A 25,410-nucleotide genomic window follows, 5' to 3' on the forward strand; every position below is an offset into this window, starting at 1 on the left:
CTCAAGTTATCAACAGGGGACTGTCCCCTAATCCAGCGCCAATTTCCATGTGACCAAGTTGTGACACATTCATTTACAAAGCATATTCAATCAAGCGGTGACATAGCGCCCAGTTCAGATTGCTATTGCTCAAGGCTTCCGATTAAATAATGAACAAACAAAAAAAGGTGTAAAAATAGGACGTTAATATGCCCCTCTCACTGCCTCTTGGTGCGCTTAAACGCACTAGCGCACTTGCGCTAGCGTTGGCTTTAAGCCACACCACAGCCTCAGCCTCTGCGCTGGATTCGCTACAAACCCCATCGCCCTACCCGCTGATGGAATACTCTCAGCCATTGCTGACCGGTGATTACTCCAATGCCATTACTCACCCAGACAAGGTGCTGGGCTTTGAAGTGGGTTCGCGTGTGGTTCACCCAGATCAGGTCACCGAGCTTTTGAAGATTTGGGCACAGGAGAGCGACCGCATTCAACTGGTTGAGTACGCCCGTACTCACGAAGGCCGTCCGCTGCACGTGGCCTACATCTCCAATTCCAATCACTTGAGCAAGCTGGACGAGTACAAAGCCGACATCGCCAAGCTGGCCATGCCAAAGGGCGTGAACTCAAGCGAAATAGAGTCAATCATCAACAAGCTGCCCGCTACCGCTTGGATGGCCTACACGATTCACGGCAACGAAACCTCAGGTGTGGACTCTGCGGTTGCCGCCTTGTATCACCTACTGGCCGACCAGTCTGCCGAGACTCAGGCGCTACTGGACAACATGGTAGTGATGATTGACCCGCTAATGAATCCAGACGGTTTGGCGCGCTTTAACCGCAGCCTGCAAAGATACCGTGGCGCATCACCAAACGTTGATGACCAATCACTGCTCCACCGCGGCGACTGGCCAGCCGGTCGTACCAACCACTACTACTTTGACCTTAACCGCGACTTTTTCTACCTGACCCAGCCAGAAACTCGCGGCCGTGTGGCTTTGATTAACCAGTGGTATCCACAGCTGATGATCGACGCGCACGAGCAAGGCAGCCAAGACACCTACCTAATGGGCCCACCGCGGGATCCGCTCAACTTCAACATCGCACCAAGCGTGCAAAAGTGGGGTAAGGTGTTCTCCCTCGACCAAGGTGCCGCCTACGACAAACGTCAGTGGCGCTACTACACCGGCGAGTGGTTTGAGAACTGGTACCCAGGCTACTCAAACTACGCTCAATACCGCGGTTCCGTGCACATTCTTTACGAGCAAGCGCGCATTGCCGAAGACGGTGTGGCTCGTACCGACGGCACCATTCGCAGCTACAAGGAGTCGGTGCATCACCAATACGTGAGTACCTTTGCCAACCTCGAAACCTTGGCCAAGCACTCCAAAGAGATGTACCGCGACTTTGTTAAAGACCGCCAAAGCCTAATGGGCAGCAGCTCGCCTATCGAAGAGAAGACCTTTGCCATTTTGCCGCAAGGCAACATTACCCTCGAGAACCAATTCCTCCAAAAGCTGCAGGCGCAAGGCATTCAGGTTTACCGCATGGACGAGAGCAAACGAGTGCGCGCTATGAAGGACCAAACCGGCCAAATGCGCTCGGGCATCGAGCTGCCTAAAGGCACCTTATTGGTACCAACTCGCCAGCCGGAAGCCCGTCTGATCTCTGCCATTTTGGAGTTTGACGCCGAGGTTAAAGAGCAGGTGCTCATTGAAGAGCGCAAGCGCGTGCTCAAGGGCCAAAACTCGTTAATGTACGACACGACCGCATGGAACATGACCATGATGTATGGCATGCCAGCCTATGAAATTCCAAAGATAACCATGGACGATTATCCGCTGGCCGAGCTAACCACCGCCGAGATTGACGTGGCCGATGGCATTGCTTGGGTCGTTGATGGCAAGAGCGATGGCGCGTTGGCATTTGCCGCCAAGCTGATGGAGCGTGGTCTGGAAGTTCGTGCTTCCAACATCACCTCAAAGTTCAACGGCATCGATTTAGCCCCGGGCTCTGTGATGGTCACTGGTGTGGATAACCCAGGCCGCGACGTGCAAGCGCTAATCAAAGCCGCCGCCACCGAAGCCAATGTCAACGTTAGCCCAATTAGCAGCGGTTACGGCGAAGGCGATTTGCCTGAGTGGGGTGGTAGCCACTTCCCGCTACTTGAGCGTCCTCGTATCGCTATTTTGTCAGGCCCTGGCACGAGCGCCTATGACGTGGGTGCGACCTGGTTTGCGATTGACTCAGCGCTGGGCATTCGCCACTCCAAGCTGGACTTGAGCAGCATCAACCGCGCCGATTTGCGCCGCTACAACACCATAGTGGTTCCTACCGCGTGGGGTAAGGTGTTGAGCAAAGACCAGCTATCGGTACTTGAGGGCTGGGTAAAGGCAGGCGGCACTTTGATCACTCAAGGCCGTGCTAGCCAAGCGCTAGCCGGTGCCGAGTGGACCGACGCCACGACTCTAGACAAGGTATTTGAAAAGCCTGAAAAATACGACACCGCGGTGTATCGCGAGTGGTTAGCACAATACACCAAGCCTAACTTGGAGGCTGTGTTGTCCTACGCCATTGAGCCGACGCCGCTTTGGGATCGCGAAGTGAAGTACGCCGACAAAGACGCCCTTAAGCACAAAGACTCGATTCAGTCGCGCTTTATGCCAAGCGGTGCCTTTGTGAACGGTCGTATCGACCCAGATCACTGGTTGGGCTTTGGTCTGCCGAGCACTGTACCTTTGCTCATCAAAAAGCAGCCTGTACTAACCGCCAGCGCTAAGGCCGACAACGTCGCGCGGATCGGTGTGATGGAAGCCAAGGATCCGGCCAAAGCGATTGCCGGTGAGTGGGAGGTCAAAGGCTGGACTTCGGTACCGAAGGACGCCAAGACGCTGGTTCGCGCCTCAGGTCTGTTGTGGCCAGAAGCTCGTGAGCGCCTGCTGAATTCTAGCTACTTGATTCGCGAGCAAGTGGGCAAAGGCCAGGTAATTCTGTTCTCTGGTGAGCCGAACTTCCGCGGTGCCACCTTGGGCACACGCCGTATGTTCTTAAACGCTTTGGTATACGGACCAGGCATGGGCACTCGACTGACTGTGCCGCTATAACCGCGTGCAAGTTAGAAAAAAAGCGGCTACCTTTTTGGTAGCCGCTTTTTCATGGAGGAAACAGGGTGAGCTTTCTTAGTGACCATTACTTTACCGATTGGGTGTTCATCGCCATCATAATCACGTTCATCTTTCAGAAACGAAAATACAAAACCATTAAACCCACGCCTTGGCTGGTAACACTGTTTGTTGTCTACGCAGTGCTAATGGTCGATAAACACGATTTGCTTGGCCACAACTTACTCGAAAGGATAGCCGCGCCTTTCAGCAGCTAGCCTCGCAGTCACAGCGACTTTTACTAATCAGCCACGCAAGCGGCGCGCCTTAAAGCTGCGGCCTTTCATTTTCTGAGTGGTGATGGCGTTAAACGCGATTTTGGCTTTGGAGCGCTTCACCGCCACATATGCCATGTAATCCATTACCTGAATTTTGCCCACATCAGAGCCGGCCAACTGCTGATTGCGAGTCAAGGCGCCAAGAATATCGCCCGGGCGCAGCTTTTGCTTTTTACCCGCATCAATTTGCAAACATACCCACTGAGTCTGACGCGGTGTGGCGTGCAGCGATGCTTCACTTGGCAAAGGCTGGGTTTCGATTTGAATATCCAGGTAGTCTTCGATGGCGATAATCTTGTTGGCTTCATGCTCGGCCACCAAAGATACCGCAAGACCATTGGCACCGGCGCGGCCAGTACGGCCAATGCGATGCACGTGCACTTCTGGGTCGCGAGAAACGTGGTAGTTCACCACCAGCTCAATCTGGTCGATATCCAAACCTCGGGCTGCGACATCGGTGGCCACCAGAATTTGAATGCTCTTGTTGGCAAAGCGCGCCAGCGTTTGGTCGCGCTGACGTTGCTCAAGATCGCCATGCAACGCCAAACAGCTAAACCCCAAGGCTTGTAGGTCGTCGGCTAGTTGCTGAGTCTCTACCTTGGTGGTGCAAAACACGACTGCTGATTCGGCATCGTGAGTCAGCAACACGCGTTGCAGCGCCTGAGGACGTTCCGCTTTGTCACGCAGCTGATAAAACACCTGCTGAATACTGCTACTGTCGTGAGTCGATGGCGCTTTCACCGTCTCAGGTTCAAACATGATCTTTTTGGCGATCTTGGTAATTTCCGCCGGAAAAGTCGCGCTAAACAACAGGTTTTGGCGGCGCGGGCTGCAGTGGCTAAAAATGGTATCCAAGGCATCTTGAAAGCCCATTTCTAGCATGCGATCCGCTTCATCCAACACCAGAGTATTTACTTGGCGTAAATCCAAAGTGCCTTTGCCCAAGTGATCTTCAATGCGCCCAGGCGTGCCAACAATGATATGCGCACCGTGCTCTAATGAGGCTCGCTGCGGGCCAAACGGCACACCGCCGCACAAGGTCAGCACTTTAACGTTGGGAATCGCTCGCGCCAGTGCGCGCAGCTGCTTGGCCACCTGATCGGCCAATTCGCGAGTTGGACACAACACCAAAGACTGAATCCGGTAGCGCTTAGCATCTAGGTTTTGCAACAAGCCCAAACCAAAGGCTGCGGTTTTACCCGAGCCGGTTTTACCCTGTGCAATAACGTCTTTGCCTTTAAGGATCGGCGGCAAACTCAAGCCCTGAATCGGCGTCATTTGCTGGTAACCAAGAGAATCGAGATTGCTAAGAAGTGCAGGCTTTAGCGCCAGCTCAGAGAAAGATGTTAACGACACGCCGGCCACCGAAGTTGGAAAATGAGCGCGCATAGTAACAGAAACGTTAGCGAATAAGGTGCTTTGCGAGTTGAAATAGGTGTGTAGGATAGTGCTTTAGCGTAAGCACAGGTCAGGCGGGACGTCGCTAAACAAGCGCGCCCCGCCTACCAACAAAGCTATTGCGCCGTCACCAAGCGTAACTCTGCCCCACCGGCATCACCCAACACCGCCAGGTTGCCATTGCGAGTAATCACCACATCGCGCAGGCGCCCAGCAAGCTCAGGGAACACATGGGTTTGAGTGAACTTGCCATCAGCCAAACTGACAGCATACAGCTTGCGATCCACCAGGGTGCTAATCAACACGTGCCCTTGCAGGGATGCAAACGCCGACGCCTTTGAACCGTAATAAACCATACCCGATGGCGCGATAGACGGGGTCCAATTCACAAAGGGTTGCTCCATGCCCTCATACTCGGTGAAAGGTGAGATACGAGCGCCGGAGTAATCGCGTCCATACGTCGCCACAGGCCAACCGTAGTTTTTGCCCGCCACTAAAAAATTCAGCTCATCACCACCTTTAGGACCGTGTTCGTGACTGACAATTCGCTGCGCATCATAATCGTAAACCAAGCCCTGCGGGTTGCGATGCCCTATCGAGTACACGGCATGCGCCGAAGAGTCTTGATGCGTGCTATATGGGTTATCGCTAGGAATGCTACCATCCAAATTTACTCGCAAAATCTTGCCCAGCTGATTGGTGACTACTTGCGCCTGCTCGCGATAATCAAAACCATCACCGCTGGAAAACAAAATGCTATTGTCCGGCAATATCAGCACCCGACCAGCGTAGTGCTGAGGTGTGTCCTTATCTGTAGCGACCTGATACACAATCTCGGGCTTAGAGAATCCCTCACCGTCAAACACCGCCTTGGCAATCACCAAGCGGTTGGCCTTTAAACCACCCTGCGCGTAGCTAAACAATACTTCTTTGGACTGCTCAAAGTCTGGCGACAACACCACATCAAGCAAGCCGCCCTGCCCGGCGACGTACAAGCCATCAAGACCTAAATTGATGCGCCATTGCTGGCCGTCTTTAGCCACCACCACATGGCCATCGCGCTCTGTGATTAGCCAAGTACCGTCGGGCAACTCCGCCATGCTCCAAGGTGAATTCAAACCAGAAGCGATAGTCCGCACCTGATAGTCTTCGCTAGGCAAATTCTCCTTGGCCGCAACCGAACTCATGCCAAACAGGGAGATAAGCATCAACCAGATCAATTGTTTAGCTGCGATTGCTCTGCTAGGTTGAGAAAAAGCCATTTGTTTGAGCCCGTATAACCATGCATTTTTTGACACGCTTGTTGCCCTCATTCTTAATTTCGTGGTTGCTAAGCTTCACATTAGCCAGCTTGTTTCATAGTCAATACGTTGTCAATCAACTAGTTAGCACAGGTGCTAAGGTCAGTTTTGGCGAGCGAATTGGCCTGACGCTAGACGATTGGCTCGGACTACTACCTGCATACGGTGCGATCATCGCAATTGGCTTAGTTATCGCTTTTTTAATTGCAGGATGGCTCTCCAAGCGACTGAGTCAACACCGTACCGCGCTATACACTTTGGCCGGTTTAGTCGCATTCACGACCTTCTTGCTGGCGATGGAGATCGCCTTGAACATCAGCGTAGTTGCCGGCGCAAGGGGTTGGGGTTTCTACGCTCAGTTGCTGGCGGGCGCTGCGGGTGGCTATGCGTTTGCTCGACTGACACAAAACCATGAAAAGAGATAAACGCGCGAATGAAGACACCCAAAGAACCGGCCAACAAACCCTTAACTCTGGTTGCAAAATCATCACAATTCGCATTCTAAAATGAGACTACGCTCAAGGTAACACCCTCATTTATATCGACATTTGATTACTAACCGCCCCTTTTAGACACGGTCACAAACTTCACTTAGGTATCACAGCTAACTGCTTGTATGGTTAGCCTAGCCATTAGTCCAAAGACCGAAGGGAAGCCGGTGAAAAAACCTCTTTTATGTTCTCTTTTGGTGCTAGCAAACAGCGCCGCAGCCCAAAGCCCTGCACTACATGAGATAGCTCTACAAGAGAATGCGCTTCAAAAGAGTGCGGCTCAGCAAACAGCCCCAAAAACGAGTGTGCTTCAACAAAATGCTCCTCAGGAATCTACAACTCAAACGCCAGCCATCAACACACAGATTGAAATCATCGAAATCAAAGGCATAAGACTGCCCTATCGCGGTAATGTCAGACTGTTTGATACACCCCAAGCGGTGGACACCATCGACGCCGAGTTGCTTGAGAACCAAGGCATCACCCGCTTTATACAGGCTTTAGAGTTCTCCCCCAGCGTGGTGCGCCAAAACAACTCAGGCGGCATGTTCGACAGCTACGCGGTGCGTGGCTTTGCCGGTGATGAGAACAATCCCACCGGCCACTTAGTCAACGGTTTTAACGCTCGTGGTTACAGTGGCAATCGCTCCACCGCCAATATCGAAACCATCGAAGTGCTAAAAGGCCCAGGCTCTGCACTGTACGGCCAAGGCGAGCCTGGCGGCACAGTCAACATCATCACCAAAAAGCCACAGTTTGAAGAGCAGGGTTACATTCAAGGCACCCTCGGCAGCTTTAACAAAAAGCAGCTGGAATTTGACTACACCAATGCCGTTCACCAAGACGCAGCGTTTCGAATCAACGGCTCCTACGAAGACTCAGACAGCCATCGCGATAATATTTTCGTCAAGAGCTTTCACTTGAGCCCGTCGTTTTTGTGGAATATTTCAGACGCCACCAGTTTGAGCTACGAAATGGAAGTGTTGGACTATCGCAAACCGTTCGACCGCGGTGTGTACGTGCTCAACAACGACTTTGACTCGGTTAACACTCGTGCTTTTTACGGCGATATACGAGACGGTGCCAATCGGGTGCAAGCCCTAGGCCACCAGCTACAGCTGAATCATCAGCTCAATAGCCAATGGCATTTGCTGACAGGCCTAGCCATGCGCGAATCGTCATTGCAAGGCAAGTCATCGGACACCGAATTGTCCGAAGGACGCCAGTTGATCTATACCGATCCGACCAAGCTGTCTCGTCAGCATCGCGAGCGCGATTATCGGGCCAAGGACGTGTCGCTGCGCGCTGAGCTAAGCGGCGACTGGGAAATTGCCAATATCAATCACAACTTGTTGTTTGGACTGGATTATTACCACTTCAATCTGGACACAGATTACCGCGTGTGGCGCACGGCTTGGGGTTCAGGCGACCCGACCTACAGCATTGACCCGAATAACCCTGACTACACTCAGCCACAACCTGAGACTTCGCCCAAAACCTTAAGCGCTGAAAAGCAAAAAGGGCTGGGCTTATACGCCCAAGACCTACTAGAGCTCACCGACAACGCCAAACTGTTACTAGGTTTTCGCGTCGATAACTTTGAGCAAGAGATCCACAATTTGCTCAGCCAGGAAACTCAGGTGCAAAAGCAAACCGAGCTAACCCCGAGAGTCGGTTTTGTTTATGACGTGCAAGAGGGGGTCAACCTTTACACCAGCTATTCCAAAGGCTTTAGACCCAATCCCGGGCTCGATGCCAACCGCAACGCCTTTGACCCAGAAAAAAGTCAGTCGTTCGAGGTAGGCGCTAAGTGGCAAGACCTAGCGCAACGCTTCTCAGGTAGTATCGCCCTGTACGATGCTAACAAGACCAATATGCTCACCTCCGATCCAGAGACTGGCTTTTCGGCCACTTTGGGCGAGGTCACCAGCCAAGGCCTAGAGTTCCAGCTGGTCACAGAAATCACCGATACCACCGACGTCGAGCTGGCCTATGCCTATACCGATGCCAAAACCGCCAAGGATGTGATTGACTCTGAGTGGGGTGTGCCAATCCCAAAAGGTTCGCGCCTGATTAACGTGGCCAAGCACTCGGGCCACCTGTCACTGCGCCACTATCGCGACATCCTCGGTAAACAGGTCTATTTGGGTAGCACTATTCAGTACGTGGGCGATCGCTTAGGTGAAACCGCCGATCCGAGTTACATATTGCCGGCTTACACTCTGGTCAATTTGTCAGCTGTGGTGAATTTAAGCGATCGATTGGTGGCCAAGCTGCACGTCAATAACCTGCTTAACCAAAGATACTTCGTTAATTCCTATCACAAACTTTGGACCATGCCAGGCGAGCCAATCAACATTCATGCGACTGTGAAGTATCAGTTCTGATGGCTTCGCACTGCATTTAAGACAGAGCATTGCAAGCTGTGCAGAGCAAAAACGATAAGTGGTGCCGCGCTCGCTCATATCCTTAGCAGGTGAGCGTCCACTTATCTAAACGCCAACTCGAACACCAGCAAAACCCAATTCACGCAGGCGCAACTTATGTTGCAAAACATGAGATGTGCGCCCGTAAAACCGACCCCAAACACTCAATGTAGCGCACGATTTTCAAACAAATCAGCCACTATTTTTCCTAAAAACAATCTGCATTAGCAAAAGCCATTACTGCGCTGTAACCTCTCCCTTTATTTTTTTGACCACACTTTTAGACCACATGAAGGGAAGTACGTGAAAAAGCATCTTTTATGTTCACTGTTAGTCCTCTCTAATGGTGCGTTTGCACAAGACAGTGCCGAACCAACTGCGCCAAGCAACGCAGATATCGAACGAATTGAAGTTAGAAAAAACTGGCAGCCTTACCGTGGCAACGTGCCGCTTATCGACACCCCGCAAGCGGTAGATACCATCAGCGCTGACCTGCTAGAGAACGAAGGCATCACTCGCTTTATGGAAGCCTTGGATTTCTCTCCTGCGGTTGTCCGACAAAACAACTCGGGCGGTATGTTCGACAGCTATGCGGTACGCGGTTTCTCCGGTGATGAGAACAACCCAACCGGCTACCTAGTCAATGGCTTTAACTCTCGCGGTTACAACGGTAACCGCAACACCGCCAACATCGAATCCATAGAGGTGATGAAAGGCCCAGGCTCAGCTCTGTACGGCCAAGGCGAGCCTGGCGGCACCATCAACATCATCACCAAAAAGCCTCAGTTCATTGAGCAAGGCTACATTCAGGGCACACTCGGCAGTTTCGATAAAAAGCAGCTGGAGTTTGACTACACCAATGCAGTCAATAAAGACTCGGCGTTTCGGATTAACGGCTCGTACGAAGACTCAAACACCCATCGCGACCACGTCTTTATCAAGAGCTTTCACTTAAGCCCGTCGTTCCTTTGGAACATTTCAGAGGCCACCAGTTTGAGCTATGAGATGGAAGTGTTGGATCAGCGCAAACCGCTAGACCGTGGTGTATACGTGCTTAACAACGACTTTGACTCGGTGAAAACCAACGCCTTTTACGGCGATATTCGCGACGGTGCTCATCAGGTTAAAGCCCTAGGCCACCAGCTGCAGTTAAACCATCAGCTTAACAGCCAATGGCACGTGCTAACCGGTTTGGCTTATCGCGACTCATCGTTTGTGGGCCAGTCTTCCGACGCCGAGCTATCCGACGGTCGTCAGCTGATCTACACAGATCCGACTAAGCTATCTCGTCAGCGGCGTGAGCGCGACTATCAAGCTAGCGACTTTTCGGCGCGCGCCGAGCTGAGTGGCGACTTTGATATCGCAAGCATCAAAAACAATCTGTTGCTTGGTGTGGATTACTACAACTTCAAGCTAGATACCGATTATCGCGTTTGGCGCACCGCTTGGGGCTCGGGCGATCCGACCTACAGCATTGACCCGAATAACCCTGACTACACTCAGCCTCGTCCAGAGACCTCGCCAAAGACTCTGACCTCTGAAAAGCAAAATGGTCTGGGGCTGTACGCGCAAGACATTCTTGAGCTAACCGAGAAGTCTAAATTGCTAGTAGGGTTTCGCTTAGACCACTTCAAGCAAGAGATTCTCAACAAGCTCAACAACGAGACTCAGGTGCAAAAGCAAACCGAAGTGACCCCACGAGTGGGTTATGTTTACGATGTGCATGACAAGGTCAACCTGTACACCAGTTACTCTAAGGGATTCCGTCCTAACCCAGGTCTAGACTCCGACCGCAAGGCGTTTGAGCCAGAGAAAACCACCTCGTTTGAAGTGGGTGCCAAGTGGCAAAACATCGCCCAGCGCTTCTCGGGCAGCGTGGCTTTATACGACGCTGAAAAGACCAACATGCTCACCGCCGAGCCTGACACTGGCCTGTCGGCCACCTTGGGCAAAGTCACCAGTCAAGGTCTTGAGTTCCAGTTGAACACTGAAGTCAGCGAGAACACCGACGTCGAACTGGCCTACGCCTATACCGACGCCAAAACCGCTAACGATGTGATCAACTCAGATTGGGGTGTGCCAATTCCTAAAGGCTCCCGACTGATTAACGTGGCCAAGCACTCGGGTCACCTGTCTCTGCGCCACTATCGCGACATCATGGGCAAAGAGGTCTACCTAGGTGCCACGGTGAAGTACATGGGTGACCGTTTAGGCGAAACCACAGATCCCAACTACATTTTGCCAGCTTACACTCTGGTGAATTTGTCGGCGGCGATTGATTTGAGCGAACGTATGGTGGCCAAGCTTCATGTGAATAACCTACTGAACGAAAAGTACTTCGCCAGTTCCTATCACAAGCTATGGACCATGCCAGGTGAGCCAATCAACTTCCACGCGACTGTGAAGTATCAGTTCTAATGGTGTAACCTAGCGCTCTGCTTTTGATGTAAATAACGGCCTGAGCAACTTGCTCGGGCCTTTGTTTAAAGTGGTAGCAAACAATAGTGGTACTGAATGACAATGAATGATTTGCAACACCTGAAAAATCGCGTCGCTTCTATCGATATTCTGCGCGGCTTGGTCATCTTACTCATGCTAGTAGACCATGTTCGAGAGCGGGTGTTTTTGCATCATCAAGTCGGCGACCCTATGGTTATCGACGAAACCAGCTCGGCTTTGTTTTTCACCCGTTTTTGCGCCCACTTTTGCGCCCCTGTGTTTATCTTCTTAGCCGGTGCCAGCGCATGGCTTTACGCCAACCCCAGCAAAGGGCCGACGCGAGATGCCAGCCATTTCTTGTTCACCCGCGGTTTGTTCATCATCGCACTGGAAGTCACTCTAGTTAACTTCTCTTGGTTTGGTGCCTATAACACCCTGTATTTGCAAGTGATGTGGGCCATCGGTCTTTCGATGATAAGCCTGTCTTTGTTGGTAAAACTGCCGCACAAGGTCGTTGGAGCGCTAGGCATCGCCATTATTTTTGGCCACAACGCGCTGGACTTTATTAACTTTGCGCCCGGTGAATGGGGCTACTCGGCCTGGACCATATTGCACGACCGTGGCTTTTTATATTCAGGCGAGAACTTCGGAGTCAAAGTCTCTTACCCCACCCTGCCGTGGATTGGCGTGATTTGTTTGGGCTTCTTTTTGGCACCCATATTTTCGTCCAAGGTCAGCCGCGAGGAGCGCATTGGCAAGTTGCTGCGCTTAGGTGCCTTTAGCTTGGCCGCCTTAGTAGTGATACGCTTGCTTAACGGTTACGGCGAGCCGGTGCCATGGGCCAGCTACGACAGTGCTTTACTGACCTTGCAGTCGTTTATCAATTTCACCAAGTACCCGCCATCGCTCGACTTCTTACTAATAACCTTAGGCGTGGCCTTTATCGTGCTGGCACTGCTTGAGAAGTACAACCCGCGTAAGCTGCACTTCTTGCGTCATTTCGGCTCGGCGCCGCTGTTCTTCTACGTGGTACATCTGTATCTGCTACTGGCCATTTATCTGGTGTTGGTCAGCATTTACGGCACCAACAAGGGCATTTATTTTGGTGTGGATGAAGTGTGGCAGGTTTGGGCAATGTCGATTGTGCTAGCCGGCGTCTTGTATCTACCGACTAAGTGCTTTTCTCATTACAAAAAGACCAGCCAGCGAGCTTGGGTGAAGTATCTTTAAAATTCGGGCACAAGTGAATTAACGCTTTGCTAAAACACACAGTGCAGCCCCAATTGCCCCTGCAGCCCATCGCGCTTTGCTATATAATCCGCCAATTGCAAAACGCGATGGTAGTCACACAGTCGGGGCCCTATGTCAGTTAATACCTTTGATCCTAGCAAAACCACAACTCTAAAAACCGCTGAGAAACAACTCAGTAGCGGTGATTTTGCCAATGGCGAAAAGCCTAGCGGCAATCGCATCGGCTTTGTGTCGCTGGGCTGCCCAAAGAACCTAGTGGACAGTGAGCGCATCCTGACTCAGCTGCGCACCGAGGGCTACGACGTAGTAAATACTTACCAAGGCGCTGACCTGGTTATCGTTAACACCTGTGGATTTATCGACTCAGCGGTTCAAGAATCTCTAGATACCATTGGCGAAGCGCTGGCGCAAAACGGCAAGGTGCTGGTCACCGGTTGTCTTGGCGCCAAAGAAGACGAGATTCGCGAAGTGCACCCAAGTGTATTGGGGATAACCGGCCCGCACGCCTACGAGATGGTGCTTGAGCAAGTTCACCAGTTGTTGCCAAAGCCTGAGCACAACCCGCTGGAGAGCCTAATTCCGGATCACGGCGTTAAGCTGACCCCACGTCACTACGCTTACCTAAAGATTTCTGAGGGCTGCAACAACCGCTGTACCTTCTGCATCATTCCTGCCCTGCGCGGCGACCTAGTGTCTCGCCCGATTGGCGAAGTGCTCGATGAAGCTAAGCGTCTAGTTAACGCCGGTGTGAAAGAGCTATTGGTTATCAGCCAAGACACCTCGGCTTATGGCGTGGATACCAAATTCCGCACCGGTTTTTGGGACGGTATGCCGGTGAAAACCCGCATGACCGAATTGTGCCAGGAGCTTGCCAAGCTAGGTGCTTGGGTGCGTTTGCACTATGTGTACCCCTACCCGCACGTGGACGAAGTGATCCCACTGATGGCCGAAGGCAAAGTGCTGCCGTACTTGGATATTCCATTCCAACACGCCAGCCCGCGTATTTTGAAAGCCATGAAGCGTCCGGGCAAAGCCGAGCGCACCCTTGAGCAAATTAAGAAGTGGCGTGAGATCTGCCCTGACTTGGTGATCCGTTCAACCTTTATCGTCGGTTTCCCAGGCGAAACCGAAGAAGACTTCCAACTGCTACTCGACTGGCTCGAAGAAGCACAAATCGACCGTATTGGTGCCTTTAAGTACTCTCCGGTGGAAGGTGCCAAAGCCAACGAACTGGCAGAGCTGACCCCAGAAGACGTGATGGAAGACAGATACCAGCGCTTCATGGAAGTAGCGGCACGTATTTCATCCGAGCGTCTGCAAGCCCGCGTGGGCAGCGAAATGCGCGTGATCATCGATGAGGTGAACGACGAGGGTGCGATTGCTCGCGGTTACACCGATGCACCAGAGGTGGACGGTAAAATTGTACTCGGCGGCGAGTTTGACGTGAAGCCTGGGCAAATGGTGTGGGCATCGATTGAGTTTGCCAACGACTACGATTTGTTTGGCACCATTGTGCGCGATGACAATGGTGAGATTGAAGAACTGGGTTAAACTCCTCTTCAAACGTTAATAAAATCAAAGCCGGCGCTAACGCCGGCTTTGTTCATTTTGGCAACAGTGTTAAGGCTCTACGGTGACGTAAGTGGCCGATACCACTTGATTGTCTGTAGAGGAACTACCGTCATCCACTTTCTCTTTAACTATCACTTTTATCTCTGGCTCTGAGTCCACAGCCAAGAATGCAATATTACCGTTATCATAGCCTGGGAAGACTTTTACATGCAGGCTACAGTAAACTGTCTCACCTGGGGCTATATCGGGCCCGTTGGTTTCATCGGTGAGGTCATAGCAATTGTAAAGCTTACTGTTAACCTCATCGCCGTAGTCGGCAAAACCTGTGTCTTCGGTTTCAACCAGATAGAAATTGGCTTTTTCTAAACCGTCTTGCAATTCGACACCTTCAATTAGGAAGCTATCTACTCGTAGGGTATCGACTCCTGTATTGGTGATTTCAAAGAAAGCGGTAATCTTACTGGCAAAGGCAAGGTCAATAGATGGTTCTACATCTTCAAAGGTGACCACTTCATTGTCGTCATCCTGTTCTTTCGCACCGTCGGCATCCATTCCGAAAATCTCTGCCGTATTTTCATAGACATCATGCGCATCGCCCTGAAGTTTAAGGGTAACTACACACGAGGCCCAATCGCCGGGGAAGAGTTTTACTCCGTTACCCAAGGCCAGCTTTGGAGTTATTGTTATACCGTTGATGGTATCCACCATACACTGAGGGGTTAAATCTGAGGTTATTGTTTCCACTGTGTCCTCAAGTTTATTGAAAATCACATAATCGACCCCGCTCGCAGCGACTTCAAACTTAAAGGTGTACTCGACGTCTCTGAACAAATCCGGATCATCACCGGTTTCGCCAACTTTGGTTGGATTGGCGGTCTTGGTCAAAGTGACTTCTGAAGGCACGTCTGTCACTGTGATGGTTTGCATCTTGGTATCAGAGTCAGAAGCCGACTCTTTATCGACGACATTAGCGGTAACCGTATTCTTAAACTGCTCGCCAACATTGATGTCCGCTTGCGCCAGGGTCACAGTGTATTGGCAGGTATAGCTAGTACCTTTTACTAATGCATAATCTGTTGCTGGTGATAGACATCCAGCTGGCGACTCATTTAATGGACTGGTTCCCGACGGCAAGGTTGGCGCAAACACGTCGCTAAAACTGCTCAGGTAGACGGTCGCATCAGGAGTAACACCCGTGGTTGCGTCAGTCGGCGAGGTGTTGCTAATAGTGATGTTATAGGTCGCAGTGCCACCTCTTTCCAGAATTTCATCATCACCAGTACCCACACCTGTAGACACCGACTTGGTCACGGTAACCTCAGGTTTTAGGTTGGTAATACTTACCGTCTTGCGAGTTGAGCAAACATCACCGTCTGAGCGGGTGTAATTGCTATCGCAAGGCTGGTTGGGGTTATCTGACAAAGGATTGCCGTCTTTGTCTTTGAGATTAAATACAACAATGTCACCCAGAGTTTGGGTGCCACCGGTAGGTAGACTCCACTCGGCGACATACACCTTAAAGCTACAGGAATAGGTTGCGTCGGGCAGCACCTCGTAGCGGCTGTCGTCACCATCACCATCGGTATTGGGCAAGGCACATGTACTGCTGTCAAAATAGATACCCTCGGTAGTCTTATCGACCGTATCCAGTGCGCCCCATACGTCGATGCTATCGTCGTAAACACCGTCATTATTGGCATCTATTACATCGGTAATCGAATGAATGTACAGCGGCGCCTTACTGTCGTTCTTGAAGCTGACGTCAACGGTAAATAGGCCACCTGGCTCACTATAAGATGCAGGGCTTACTGCTTTTGATATCGCAGGGGGATCTGGGCGAATAACCACAGGGATATTGATTTCATTACAGTTACATTTGGACTTGGTATTGGGTATCTGTCCAGGAACATTCGGAAACGTCGGGGATATCGGGTTACACATATTATCATCTGTATTATCCCATGCCGCACAGTAACTAAAATCCGCTTCTCCATTAAGATCTTTATCACTACAAAACATAGTGATGGTTTCATTGAAGTAAGTAACTTCATCACCCTCAATAGACTTATTGATATCTGCGCAAAGATCGCCGTCATAATCGCCAGTAACCTCACCGTTTATTCCGATCAACAAGCTGCAATAACCCGATTCATCGGTTGGCGGAGTATTCGGATCCGATGGAATTATCCGAGGAAAGGTCGGGTTTTGCACATCTTGAGGGCTGAAATTGCCATCAGGGATATAGAAAGTGTAATCATAGCGGATCTTGGCATTAGTTCTCACCACCACATCGGCTTGCAAACTAAACACCTCACCATCGGTACACTCAACTGGATTTTCGGCATACTGAGGGGTGCCAGCACGAAAACCCTCGTCATTGATTGGAATAACATCCGCAATTTCAATATCTTCTGCGGTACAGTTCAGTTTCCCCCGATTGTCAGGATTTTGCAGCCAAGCGTCTGCCATACAATAATCCTTTGGAAGTTCTCCCGAGTTTGGAAATCCTGAGTAGAAACTCCCTCCTTTAGCGCTAGTTGAGACGCCAATCGCTAATGAGCCAATAATCACGCTTAGTGCAAGCGTGTTTACGGCCCGTAATCGCTTGTCGCTGGTAGTCATAGTGCTTCTCCACTGCAAATAAGCTTTAACCTTCAAACCGGAACTTCTGAGTTATAGAAAGACGCATCCAGCCGAACCGAACCCATTTATGCAAGTTCGGCTCCAATCATTAAGCCTATGAATATATTGAAATTTATTTTCTAGAGGTGATTAAAAGGGACAATCAATCGTGTCGAAGGAGCGCGTGCTTAACCAAACAGCCAATAAGATGCTGAAATTAATGGAAATCGAATTGTGTACTAAATCTGTGTCACTTACTTAAAAGGTAACACTGTGCCGCAATAGAAGCGGGTGAACAGGACCGATAAATAAGCAGTAGATTCAATTGCCGCCCCACGTCCTCTGAACTATTCTTTAGCAGTCATGGAAGTGCAAGGAGGCCTAAATTTTGACTCAAAAAAGCTCCAAATTGAGTGATGCCTCCTATGCTGACGACGCTTGCGCACAAGCGTCTACTCAGCTGCTGTTATCCTTATCTGACCCACTCGAGCTAACTGGATTCCCCCCGAATTTCACCATCGAAACAACTGCCAGCCTTGATGAACTTTTAGTCCGCATTCCTGCAGACAGAGGGCTAGCCATCCTTTGCAAGGTCACACCAGCCGACTACCTACGGCTGATCGATATGATTAAGCAATGCTGGAGAAAAAATCCATATGTAAAATGGGTCGCTTTGCTGAAGTCAGGGCATACTTCAATGCTCCCTCATATGGCCGATTTTGGTTACTATTTTTACGACTATCACCACGAACCGTTAGACTGGCCACACATAAAAGACACCTTGGGGCACGCTCATGGGATGAGTCAACTGGCCTTTGACCAAGGTGACGCCCCCCAAAAAAGCAGCAAGCTGGTTCCGCCCAATAACGAACACTTTCAACGTCAATTAGAGAAGCTCATTCCGATTGATGACGTCGTGCTGTTTAGCGGTAAAACCGGCACTGGGAAAAGCCATTCCGCACACCAATTACATTTGCTTCAAGGTAAAAATACGTCGAGCTTTATAGAAGTGAATTGTGGTGCGCTCACCGAGACCCTAATTCAGTCCGAATTGTTTGGCCACGAAAAAGGAGCATTTACCGGAGCTACGAAAACCCATATCGGCTTCATTGAGCGCGCTCAAGGCGGAACTCTATTTCTCGATGAGATAAGTGAGCTGCCGAAGCACCTACAAGCCTTGCTATTACAATTTCTCGACAGGAGAAGTATAGTTCGAGTTGGTGGCGAGAAATCAATAAAAATCAACACCCAAATTATGGCTGCCACCAATGTCAACTTGTCTCAAGCCGTAAAAAAAGGCCACTTTAGAGAGGACCTGTACTACCGCCTGAGCATCTACAAAGTAGAATGCCAGTCGCTCGCCGAAAATCCCGAGATGATCCCAAAATGGGCCAACTATTTTATGGCGACATCGGGTGCAGCGCCAGATCAATCAATAAGCCAGAACTGCCTTCTTTGGATGCAAAACTATCACTGGCCGGGTAACCTCAGAGAAATGCACAATCGGATTAAACGAGCTTTAGTTTTTTGCGAAACCGGAGTTATTGAAGTTGAAAACTTGGGAGTAACAGAGGCGACCTTGCCGCCGAAAAAAACCTTACAGCAACTCAGCAAGACAGAGCTCAAATCCGTCATTACACAGCATCAAAACAACCTTTCGGCAGTCGCAAAGGCCCTAGCAGTCAGCCGCAACACTCTGTATCGGTGGCTCAAAAAGCACGAGTTGCACTGAGTCTTGGCCAGGATTGATTAGCCAGTATGCTCAAAAAACTGCAAATAATTCACCGCGGTGCTGTTGGTACCGCGCCAACGTTTGCTAAGCGGATTAAACTGCATACCACAGGCGTGATACTCGCGCATCGGTTTGTCTTTAAGGTAGTCGCGGATCTCTTGCGGTTTAACAAAGTAGCGCCAATCGTGAGTGCCTTTGGGCAGCAACCCCATCACATACTCAGCACCAATAATGGCCACCAAATACGACAGCACAGTGCGGTTTAAAGTGGCCATCACCAACACTCCATTATCTGCCACCAAATCAGCGCACAATTGAGCCAACCCCGCCTGATCGTCCACATGCTCAATCACCTCAGTGTTGAGCACAATATCGAACTCAAAATTGGAATTAAGGTGTTCAGCTAAGCAGTGGCGGTAATCGATGTCTAGGCCTGACTGACGCGCGTGGGCTTGCGCGACTTTTATGCTCATCTCTGAGGCGTCGATGCCGGTCACTATTGCACCTTGACGGGCGAAAGCCTCGCACAGCAAGCCACCACCACAGCCGATATCCAACAAAGTTTTGCCCTCGAGCAAGCCAAGCTTGGCAGTCAGTTGCTCGGTGATAATCTCGGCGCGGCAGCGATTAAACGCCAACACGTGTCCAAACTTGCCATTGTCGTCCCACCACTCTTTGGCAAGGGCGTCAAAGCGCGCGATTTCCTGAGCTCGGACGAACTGACCCTGGGGCAGATGTTGCAGCTGGCTTCTGTCTAACATGATTGTCCTCTTGATAATCTCGTTTAAGTTACGTAGCCAAACTCGATTTGGATTGGCCGTGTGACCTATAGCCGTCGATGCAAACCTCGCGTGCGAGACACTTAGCGAGAGGCCTGCCGTACCTTTTGTTAAGCACGTCGCAAACCCAAGCATGGGCACGTTACCCCAGCCACAAAATCGCCACACGATAGCCCTACCGGGAGATGATTTAGGGCATTCTATGTCGGCACCATTCTATGTGGGCGCAAAAGGATTTGAGGCAACACATACGTACAAACGCCATAGCGCTGTAGTTTGTCATTAATTTGCCATGAGCCAGTCGCGGTTTTGTCATTGCCTTTGCCTAACCTTGGCCACGTCCAATTCACCCACCGACGGGAGATACACTATGACAGTGCAAGCACAACAAACACTTCGACCAAGACCTGAATCGAACCCAGTTACCGGGCACCAGCTGTTTCGCTCTTTTCGACGCAAAGGCATCACCTGCGCAATGGTTGCCAAAACCCTAAACCTCGATGTTGATAAGGTTTATGAAATGCGCCAACAGCAGCGTATTAGCGCCCGCCACCAACGCACCTTAAAGCATCACTTTCCACAGCTGTTCGTTTAGCCTACTGGCTTAGCCCTGATTGATTGCGGTTTCGGACGCTTTGGTTTCCAGCGCCTTGGTTTTAGGGGTTTCAGCTTCAGAAGCTTTGCTTGCGCGCATCAGATAGCCAAGTCCTGCACCACCAGCGCGCTTTAACAGATACAAAAACAGCAGCGGCAGCAGAATCGTCTGCAGAATAAACAGCGCTATCATGTCCAGAATGTTGGCCATAGCCTGATTGATGTTCTCAATGGCGCGATCTATCTTATCTGTCGGGCCATCCACAGAAGAAGTTGCCGACTCCCAAGCGCTTTGTACTGACTCCATTAGGCTTTGTGACTGCTGACTGGCGTTGCTATCCGATTGCAACTCACTATTGGCTTTTTGGGTGGAGGCCGCACGCTCAATACCCTGACTGGCCTCTTGCTTAATCTCCTGCAGAAAATAGCTCTCCACTGCGGCGTTGGCTACCGCCATAAACGCCAGCGAGAATCTAAACAGCGCCACCAGCGCAAACAGTGCAACCGCCCTAGCGCTGTAGACTGAGAACCGCTTGACCCAGAGAGTCAGCAAGGCCAACACGGCAAGAGCTGCCAATATGCCGTTAAACATGCCTGAGCCGATGATCACCAGCCCCAGCTTTTGCACGCCCAGCGAGGCCAAGGCCATCATGGTTATCCAAGAAAAGCGCTCAATAAGGTCATTAAGCGGGTCGAGCATCTGCCCAGGCGAGAAGGACGCTACCCCAACCGAGAGTTCGATGCTCTGCAATGAAGAGATTCCGGCGTTTAGCACCCGGGCCGCAGCGTAGGTGGCACCGGCGTTAACTAGTGCTTCGTCGGTGTAATCTTCGGCTGGTTGGTCGATGAATCGCATCTGGGCCGTTAGGGTTGTTGCCAGTATGAGTAGAGAGATGGTAATTAGGCGGCTAAGGGATTTTGTTGTTTTCATGGCGCGGGTCCTTTGGCGCTGGGTATGAGAAAAGCATACGCATCTAGAGATAGTTTGGGCAACCTCTTCGCTTAACTGTTCAACGGTTCAAACGAACTGTTTTTTTATCAATCGCCACGCTCGATGCGTTTTAATCCACCACCGGATAATGGTGACTACCAATAAAGCTACGCGGGTTGTCCATCATGATTTCAAGAATTGCCGGTACAACCTCTTCCAAAATGTGCTTGCAGTCTCTTATTTGGTCGCGATTAACGTTGCTGTCCCAAGTCGCCCCGCCGTGCACCAATTGATTGCGAAGCGTGTAAATGCGCTGCATCACAACCGTCAATACTTCCGCGGTTTCCTGACGGGATAAGGCGCGACTAACAAAGGAGTTGGCATCTGCGAAGCGTTGCTGCCAATCTTTGCCCGACTCTTTGCCATTGAGCGAGTCCCAAAACGGTTGGAAGATATATTGGTTCTGTAAAAGTACCCGAATTGGGCCGGTAAATTGTGTCCAAACCACGCTCGACAATAACCCCTTAGTGTCATTGTCCTGTAAAGCGCACAGAAAGTTCTGGAACATGGTTCGCTCGCTTTCGCGATACTCTTCGGCTACATCGTTGGCGTAAGCTGCATTGAATGCCACCCACAAAAAGATAATTTTTCCATCATCATCTTCGCATCGTTCAGCGCGATCCAGCCAGCTCAAAGCTCGGTGTACTCGCATTCCCATACTATCAGGGTAAGTATCGCGCTCGCTTCGCTGGCGCAGTTTCAATTCTTTATGAGACTTCATCGTATCCCTCCGTGAACCAAGAGAACACATGTTATCAGTTCAGATAGTCTCGATCTGGTCTGAGAATCCCAAAGTCAACTTTCAGCTGACAGTAGCTTGTTACACCCACCAAGTTGAAGCCGAGTTTATTGGTTCGAAAGGCTTGTAGTCACTTCCATTTATAGCTATCTGCAACAATCATCAGTATGTGCATGCTTTTTTGCAGCCTAGTTTTCAAGCTGTCGTCGCAAAACCAGACGACAAAAAACAGTTTCCGATAAGCGTGTTAATGACTTTCAGGCCCCTACAACATCGACTAAAAACGTTTTATTATCGAATTAAACCTAGAAATAGAGACTAGACCTCAATGGACCAAGAGTCATTTTGTTCTTATGTAAAAGCAGCAAAAATTGGTAAAAAACTTCCTGACGCCATATACATTCACAAGTCGTCACTGAAAGAATCGGTCGGTACTCAGTTCGAAACCTTTATCTCTCGAGTAGCTGTCGCGCTTAAAATAGAAAATTCTGAGTGGGATATCGTCAAACTATTCAGAAAAAGTTTTAGATTAGCCCTGTTGAGCTACCCAGACTTTTTCGAGGATTCATACCCTAGCCTACGCAAGAGTACATTAGTCGATCTAGCTAACCTCACCCACCGCGTGACCGACTACGGAGATTCTACAAACCCTCCTATATTGCATAGAAAGGAAACAATGATCTCACCGGGTCATTCCTATTCGGAGCTGTTCAGAGAGATCACAGCCGAGGGAGAGGCTGCGGGACTGTACGATAACCCTCACTCGATTGGTTTTAAGAACTCTTGGGCGAGACGAATTGAAGCCGCAGGGCTCATGCTTCAAGACGGCCGTCTTGTAAAAGATAATTCGGCATCTAGCACCGTGCAAACTTCAAATGGCATTGACCGCCATAAAACCGCGATAGTAAGACACCAGCTATCAGCCCCAATGAAATCCTTAGCAAAGCATGGATATTTGGATGGCAACTACACCCTATTTGATTACGGCTGCGGTAGAGGCGACGACCTCACGGAGCTTGGTGCTCACGGAATAGATGCTTCGGGCTGGGATCCTGCCTATTTACCTGATGCCGAACTAACCCAATCTGATTTGGTTAACATAGGCTTTGTCCTTAATGTTATCGAAGACATTGACGAACGAGTCGAGGCGTTAGCGACTGCCTTCTCGCTCTCAGATAAGTTGCTAGTCGTATCTGCAATGCTAGCGAACGAAAACTACTTGGCACAATTCAAGCCCTACAAAGACGGTGTAATCACCTCTCGAAATACTTTTCAAAAGTACTATAGCCAAGCGGAACTACAAGGCTTCATCGAAAGGACACTTGATGAGAATGCGATCGCTGTTGCCCCAGGAATTTTCTATGTCTTTAAGGACAAAGATGAAGAACAGCAGTTTCTCTCGAAAAGAAGTGAGCGTAATGTTCAGTGGAATCAACTAACGACGCGCAGCTCGTTGTCAGAAGAGAAGATGAAGCACTTATTCATACAGCATGGTCCGCTGTTGGAAAGCTTCTGGATCCGTTGCCTGCAATTAGGACGAATTCCCGCCAACGATGAGTTCGAACAGTCAGAGAAGTTGCGAACCGCTGTAGGCTCTCATAACAAAGCATTGAGAATCCTCGAGCATGTCGCTGAGACATCAGAACTGCAGATAGCTGCAGATTATAAGAGAGACGATCGGCTGGTCTACTTTGCTCTGTCGATGTTTAACAAAAGGAAGGCCTACGCCCGCTTACCAGAGCAGCTGAAAAGAGATACTAAGGTGTTTTTTGGTTCCTATAAACTGGTAATGGAAGAAGCAAAAGAACTGTTATTTTCGATTGCTGATGAGGTTCAAATTAATGAGGCTTGTCGCAAAGCACATGCGGAACTACCTGCGAGTTATTTGGACGAAAGCCACTCTCTTACTTTTCACGAAAAATTTTTGGAGGCTTTACCCAAGATACTTCGAGTATACGTAGGTTGCGCAGCACAGCTTTATGGCGAACTCGACGATGTATCTCTGATCAAGATCCATATCCGTTCGGGTAAAGTCACTTTTATGGTTTACGAAGATTTTGAGTCGAAACCCATCCCAATGCTCAAAGAGCGCATCAAAGTTAAGCTTAGAGAGCAGGACGTTGATTTCTTTGACTATGTCGATGATTACTCGCCACAACCTTTGTACCAAAAATCCAGATTTCTAGACGACTCATTTGACGACTACTCCAAACAGCGGACATTCGATAAGAAGCTGGAGAAACTAGATGTTTTGGCAAGCAATTCAGAATACGGTCCAGATCTGGACGAACTGCAGTTGAGGCTCAAACAGCAAGGCATGACCATAAAGGGCTATAGATTCTACAAAATGGCTGAAAGCTAGTGACTGCGTAGATCGTGAGTATTAGAATATGGTTTTCCTCGGTCGTAGCGGTCACTTATGCTCTATCTTGATTACCTAGCTAGTACCCCTTTACTTCCTCAAGTCCAGAAAGATATGCAGAAAGCTTGGGAAGAAACATATGCCAACCCTTCTTCGAACCATACATGTGGTCTGAAGGCTGCTGAGCTAATCGACCAGTGTAAAGAGACCATTGCTGACGAAATTGGGGCTTACCCAAGTGAAATCATCTTTACTAGTGGGGCGACCGAAGCCAACAACTTTGCGATCAAAGGTTTGGCGTTCGCGTTAGGTAAAACTAACAAACACATCGTCACTTCGGCTATTGAGCACAAGTGTGTTCTTGAGATATGCAGTTTTCTTGAAACTCAAGGGTTCGAGGTTACTTACGTAAAACCAACTGCTGATGGCATTGTCACTACCGAAGCGGTTGCAGCAGCTATTCGTCCTGACACTATTTTAGTTTCGATCATGCATGTGAATAACGAATTGGGCACAATCAACCCGATTCAGGAGATAGGTGAGCTGTGCTTAGAAAAGGATATTGCTTTCCATACAGATGCAGCGCAGAGTTTTAAGAAATTGCCGATTGATGTTTTGGATATGAATCTGCATGCAATGTCTGTATCTGCACACAAATTTGGTGGGCCTAAGGGGATAGGTTTTTGCTTTCTTAGAGATGCAAAAACCACGACAGTTGAGCCTTTGATTCATGGGGCTGGGCAGCAGATGGGTCTTAGAGGTGGTACGGTAGCTACACCTTTGATTGTAGGGCTAAACAGCGCTGTTCAAAATTACCAGTACGATGAAGCTCTTTACAAAGTGATCAAAGTCGACCTAATCAAGCAACTACAGTCGTCTGGCACTTGCTTTAAAATCAATGGCATCAATGCCCTACCAAACGTTATGAACCTTCGTTTTTTCGACTCAAAAATGGTGAACGATATTCTTAGCAGTCAAAAATACTGCGTTTCTCAAGGCTCTGCATGTTCGTCAAAAGAAATCACTCCCTCTCATGTGCTTCAGGCAATAGGACTAAATGCTCCGGAAGCAAGAAACTGCATTCGACTCTCGTTTTCAGACGAAAGCGTGATTAACCTATTCAAAGATTTTGAGCTTAAAGACACCTATGTTAACGCCGCCTACACCACTTAGCCGTTGAACTGCGCTGTCACATCGACAGAGCCTTAACCAATACCATCGAGGGTTTTACGATTCAGCTCTCCCTTTTTCCGGATCCAAAGCACAGGTATCTTAATTCTATGAAGTGCCGCGTA

General features: G+C 49.8%; 16 protein-coding genes. 10 read left to right on the forward strand and 6 right to left on the reverse strand.

Annotated elements, in window-relative coordinates; translation table 11 throughout:
- Nucleotides 1-188 precede the first annotated feature (188 nt).
- Complete coding sequence (locus CLC93_RS02150) at nucleotides 189-3,083, forward strand: M14 family metallopeptidase (protein ID WP_095504289.1); 2,895 nt, start codon at nucleotides 189-191, stop codon at nucleotides 3,081-3,083.
- Between the two features lie 302 nt (nucleotides 3,084-3,385).
- Here the strand turns inward: CLC93_RS02150 and dbpA are convergent, their stop codons facing one another.
- Nucleotides 3,386-4,774, reverse strand: coding sequence for an ATP-dependent RNA helicase DbpA (gene dbpA, locus CLC93_RS02160; protein ID WP_095504531.1), 1,389 nt, complete (start codon nucleotides 4,772-4,774; stop codon nucleotides 3,386-3,388).
- Between the two features lie 158 nt (nucleotides 4,775-4,932).
- Entirely contained in the window at nucleotides 4,933-6,114 is a 1,182-nt protein-coding gene (locus tag CLC93_RS02165; protein ID WP_425439832.1) for a PQQ-dependent sugar dehydrogenase, read from the reverse strand.
- On the opposite strand from CLC93_RS02165, the gene CLC93_RS02170 reads away from it, so the two are divergent.
- The 5 genes from CLC93_RS02170 (at nucleotide 6,099) to rimO (ending at nucleotide 14,275) form a co-directional block, all read left to right on the forward strand.
- Nucleotides 6,099-6,542, forward strand: a complete 444-nt coding sequence (locus tag CLC93_RS02170) for a hypothetical protein (protein ID WP_095504292.1) — start codon at nucleotides 6,099-6,101, stop codon at nucleotides 6,540-6,542. The two genes, CLC93_RS02165 and CLC93_RS02170, sit on opposite strands and share 16 nt — an antisense overlap.
- Nucleotides 6,543-6,733: 191 nt before the next feature.
- Complete coding sequence (locus tag CLC93_RS02175; RefSeq protein ID WP_095504293.1) at nucleotides 6,734-8,995, forward strand: TonB-dependent siderophore receptor; 2,262 nt, start codon at nucleotides 6,734-6,736, stop codon at nucleotides 8,993-8,995.
- Nucleotides 8,996-9,337: 342 nt separating this feature from the next.
- Nucleotides 9,338-11,452, forward strand: coding sequence for a TonB-dependent siderophore receptor (locus CLC93_RS02180; protein WP_095504294.1), 2,115 nt, complete (start codon nucleotides 9,338-9,340; stop codon nucleotides 11,450-11,452).
- 102 nt (nucleotides 11,453-11,554) lie between these two features.
- Nucleotides 11,555-12,703 (forward strand): acetyltransferase domain-containing protein, encoded by a 1,149-nt coding sequence (locus CLC93_RS02185; protein ID WP_095504295.1) that lies wholly within the window; start codon nucleotides 11,555-11,557, stop codon nucleotides 12,701-12,703.
- Between the two features lie 132 nt (nucleotides 12,704-12,835).
- On the forward strand, nucleotides 12,836-14,275 hold the full coding sequence (rimO, locus tag CLC93_RS02190) for a 30S ribosomal protein S12 methylthiotransferase RimO (RefSeq protein ID WP_095504296.1): 1,440 nt from the start codon (nucleotides 12,836-12,838) through the stop codon (nucleotides 14,273-14,275).
- A gap of 69 nt (nucleotides 14,276-14,344) precedes the next feature.
- Here the strand turns inward: rimO and CLC93_RS02195 are convergent, their stop codons facing one another.
- On the reverse strand, nucleotides 14,345-16,765 hold the full coding sequence (locus CLC93_RS02195; protein ID WP_095504297.1) for a hypothetical protein: 2,421 nt from the start codon (nucleotides 16,763-16,765) through the stop codon (nucleotides 14,345-14,347).
- Between the two features lie 541 nt (nucleotides 16,766-17,306).
- Between CLC93_RS02195 and CLC93_RS02200 the strand changes: the two genes are divergently transcribed.
- Nucleotides 17,307-18,650 carry a sigma-54-dependent transcriptional regulator gene (locus CLC93_RS02200; protein WP_095504298.1) on the forward strand — a complete coding sequence of 448 codons (1,344 nt, stop codon included), beginning with the start codon at nucleotides 17,307-17,309 and terminating at the stop codon, nucleotides 18,648-18,650.
- Between the two features lie 17 nt (nucleotides 18,651-18,667).
- On the opposite strand, the gene ubiG is transcribed toward CLC93_RS02200, so the two are convergent.
- Nucleotides 18,668-19,411, reverse strand: coding sequence for a bifunctional 2-polyprenyl-6-hydroxyphenol methylase/3-demethylubiquinol 3-O-methyltransferase UbiG (gene ubiG, locus CLC93_RS02205; RefSeq protein WP_095504299.1), 744 nt, complete (start codon nucleotides 19,409-19,411; stop codon nucleotides 18,668-18,670).
- A gap of 388 nt (nucleotides 19,412-19,799) precedes the next feature.
- Between ubiG and CLC93_RS02210 the strand changes: the two genes are divergently transcribed.
- Nucleotides 19,800-20,024: a hypothetical protein gene (locus CLC93_RS02210; protein ID WP_095504300.1), complete on the forward strand. Its 225-nt coding sequence runs from the start codon at nucleotides 19,800-19,802 to the stop codon at nucleotides 20,022-20,024.
- 9 nt (nucleotides 20,025-20,033) lie between these two features.
- On the opposite strand, the gene CLC93_RS02215 is transcribed toward CLC93_RS02210, so the two are convergent.
- A complete protein-coding gene (locus CLC93_RS02215; protein ID WP_141237329.1) occupies nucleotides 20,034-20,954 on the reverse strand; it encodes a hypothetical protein in 921 nt (306 codons plus the stop codon).
- Between the two features lie 130 nt (nucleotides 20,955-21,084).
- The gene (locus CLC93_RS02220; protein WP_095504302.1) at nucleotides 21,085-21,735 is read right to left on the reverse strand and encodes a HEPN domain-containing protein; all 651 of its coding nucleotides are present in this window, start codon (nucleotides 21,733-21,735) and stop codon (nucleotides 21,085-21,087) included.
- A 346-nt stretch (nucleotides 21,736-22,081) separates the two neighbouring features.
- Between CLC93_RS02220 and CLC93_RS02225 the strand changes: the two genes are divergently transcribed.
- Nucleotides 22,082-24,115, forward strand: a complete 2,034-nt coding sequence (locus CLC93_RS02225; RefSeq protein WP_095504303.1) for a DNA phosphorothioation-associated putative methyltransferase — start codon at nucleotides 22,082-22,084, stop codon at nucleotides 24,113-24,115.
- 57 nt (nucleotides 24,116-24,172) lie between these two features.
- Nucleotides 24,173-25,288, forward strand: coding sequence for a cysteine desulfurase family protein (locus CLC93_RS02230; protein WP_095504304.1), 1,116 nt, complete (start codon nucleotides 24,173-24,175; stop codon nucleotides 25,286-25,288).
- Nucleotides 25,289-25,410 lie beyond the last annotated feature (122 nt).

The organism is Paraferrimonas sedimenticola (assembly GCF_002282855.1).
GTDB lineage: Bacteria > Pseudomonadota > Gammaproteobacteria > Enterobacterales > Shewanellaceae > Paraferrimonas > Paraferrimonas sedimenticola.

Coding starts and splice junctions, on each gene's coding strand:
- CLC93_RS02230 (WP_095504304.1), top strand. CDS start 24,173: ATGCTCTATCTTGATTACCTAGCTAGTACCCCTTTACTTCCTCAAGTC.
- CLC93_RS02220 (WP_095504302.1), bottom strand. CDS start 21,735: ATGAAGTCTCATAAAGAATTGAAACTGCGCCAGCGAAGCGAGCGCGAT.
- rimO (WP_095504296.1), top strand. CDS start 12,836: ATGTCAGTTAATACCTTTGATCCTAGCAAAACCACAACTCTAAAAACC.
- ubiG (WP_095504299.1), bottom strand. CDS start 19,411: ATGTTAGACAGAAGCCAGCTGCAACATCTGCCCCAGGGTCAGTTCGTC.
- CLC93_RS02225 (WP_095504303.1), top strand. CDS start 22,082: ATGGACCAAGAGTCATTTTGTTCTTATGTAAAAGCAGCAAAAATTGGT.
- CLC93_RS02195 (WP_095504297.1), bottom strand. CDS start 16,765: ATGGCAGACGCTTGGCTGCAAAATCCTGACAATCGGGGGAAACTGAAC.
- CLC93_RS02210 (WP_095504300.1), top strand. CDS start 19,800: ATGACAGTGCAAGCACAACAAACACTTCGACCAAGACCTGAATCGAAC.
- CLC93_RS02185 (WP_095504295.1), top strand. CDS start 11,555: ATGAATGATTTGCAACACCTGAAAAATCGCGTCGCTTCTATCGATATT.
- CLC93_RS02170 (WP_095504292.1), top strand. CDS start 6,099: ATGCATTTTTTGACACGCTTGTTGCCCTCATTCTTAATTTCGTGGTTG.
- CLC93_RS02215 (WP_141237329.1), bottom strand. CDS start 20,954: ATGAAAACAACAAAATCCCTTAGCCGCCTAATTACCATCTCTCTACTC.
- CLC93_RS02150 (WP_095504289.1), top strand. CDS start 189: ATGCCCCTCTCACTGCCTCTTGGTGCGCTTAAACGCACTAGCGCACTT.
- CLC93_RS02175 (WP_095504293.1), top strand. CDS start 6,734: ATGGTTAGCCTAGCCATTAGTCCAAAGACCGAAGGGAAGCCGGTGAAA.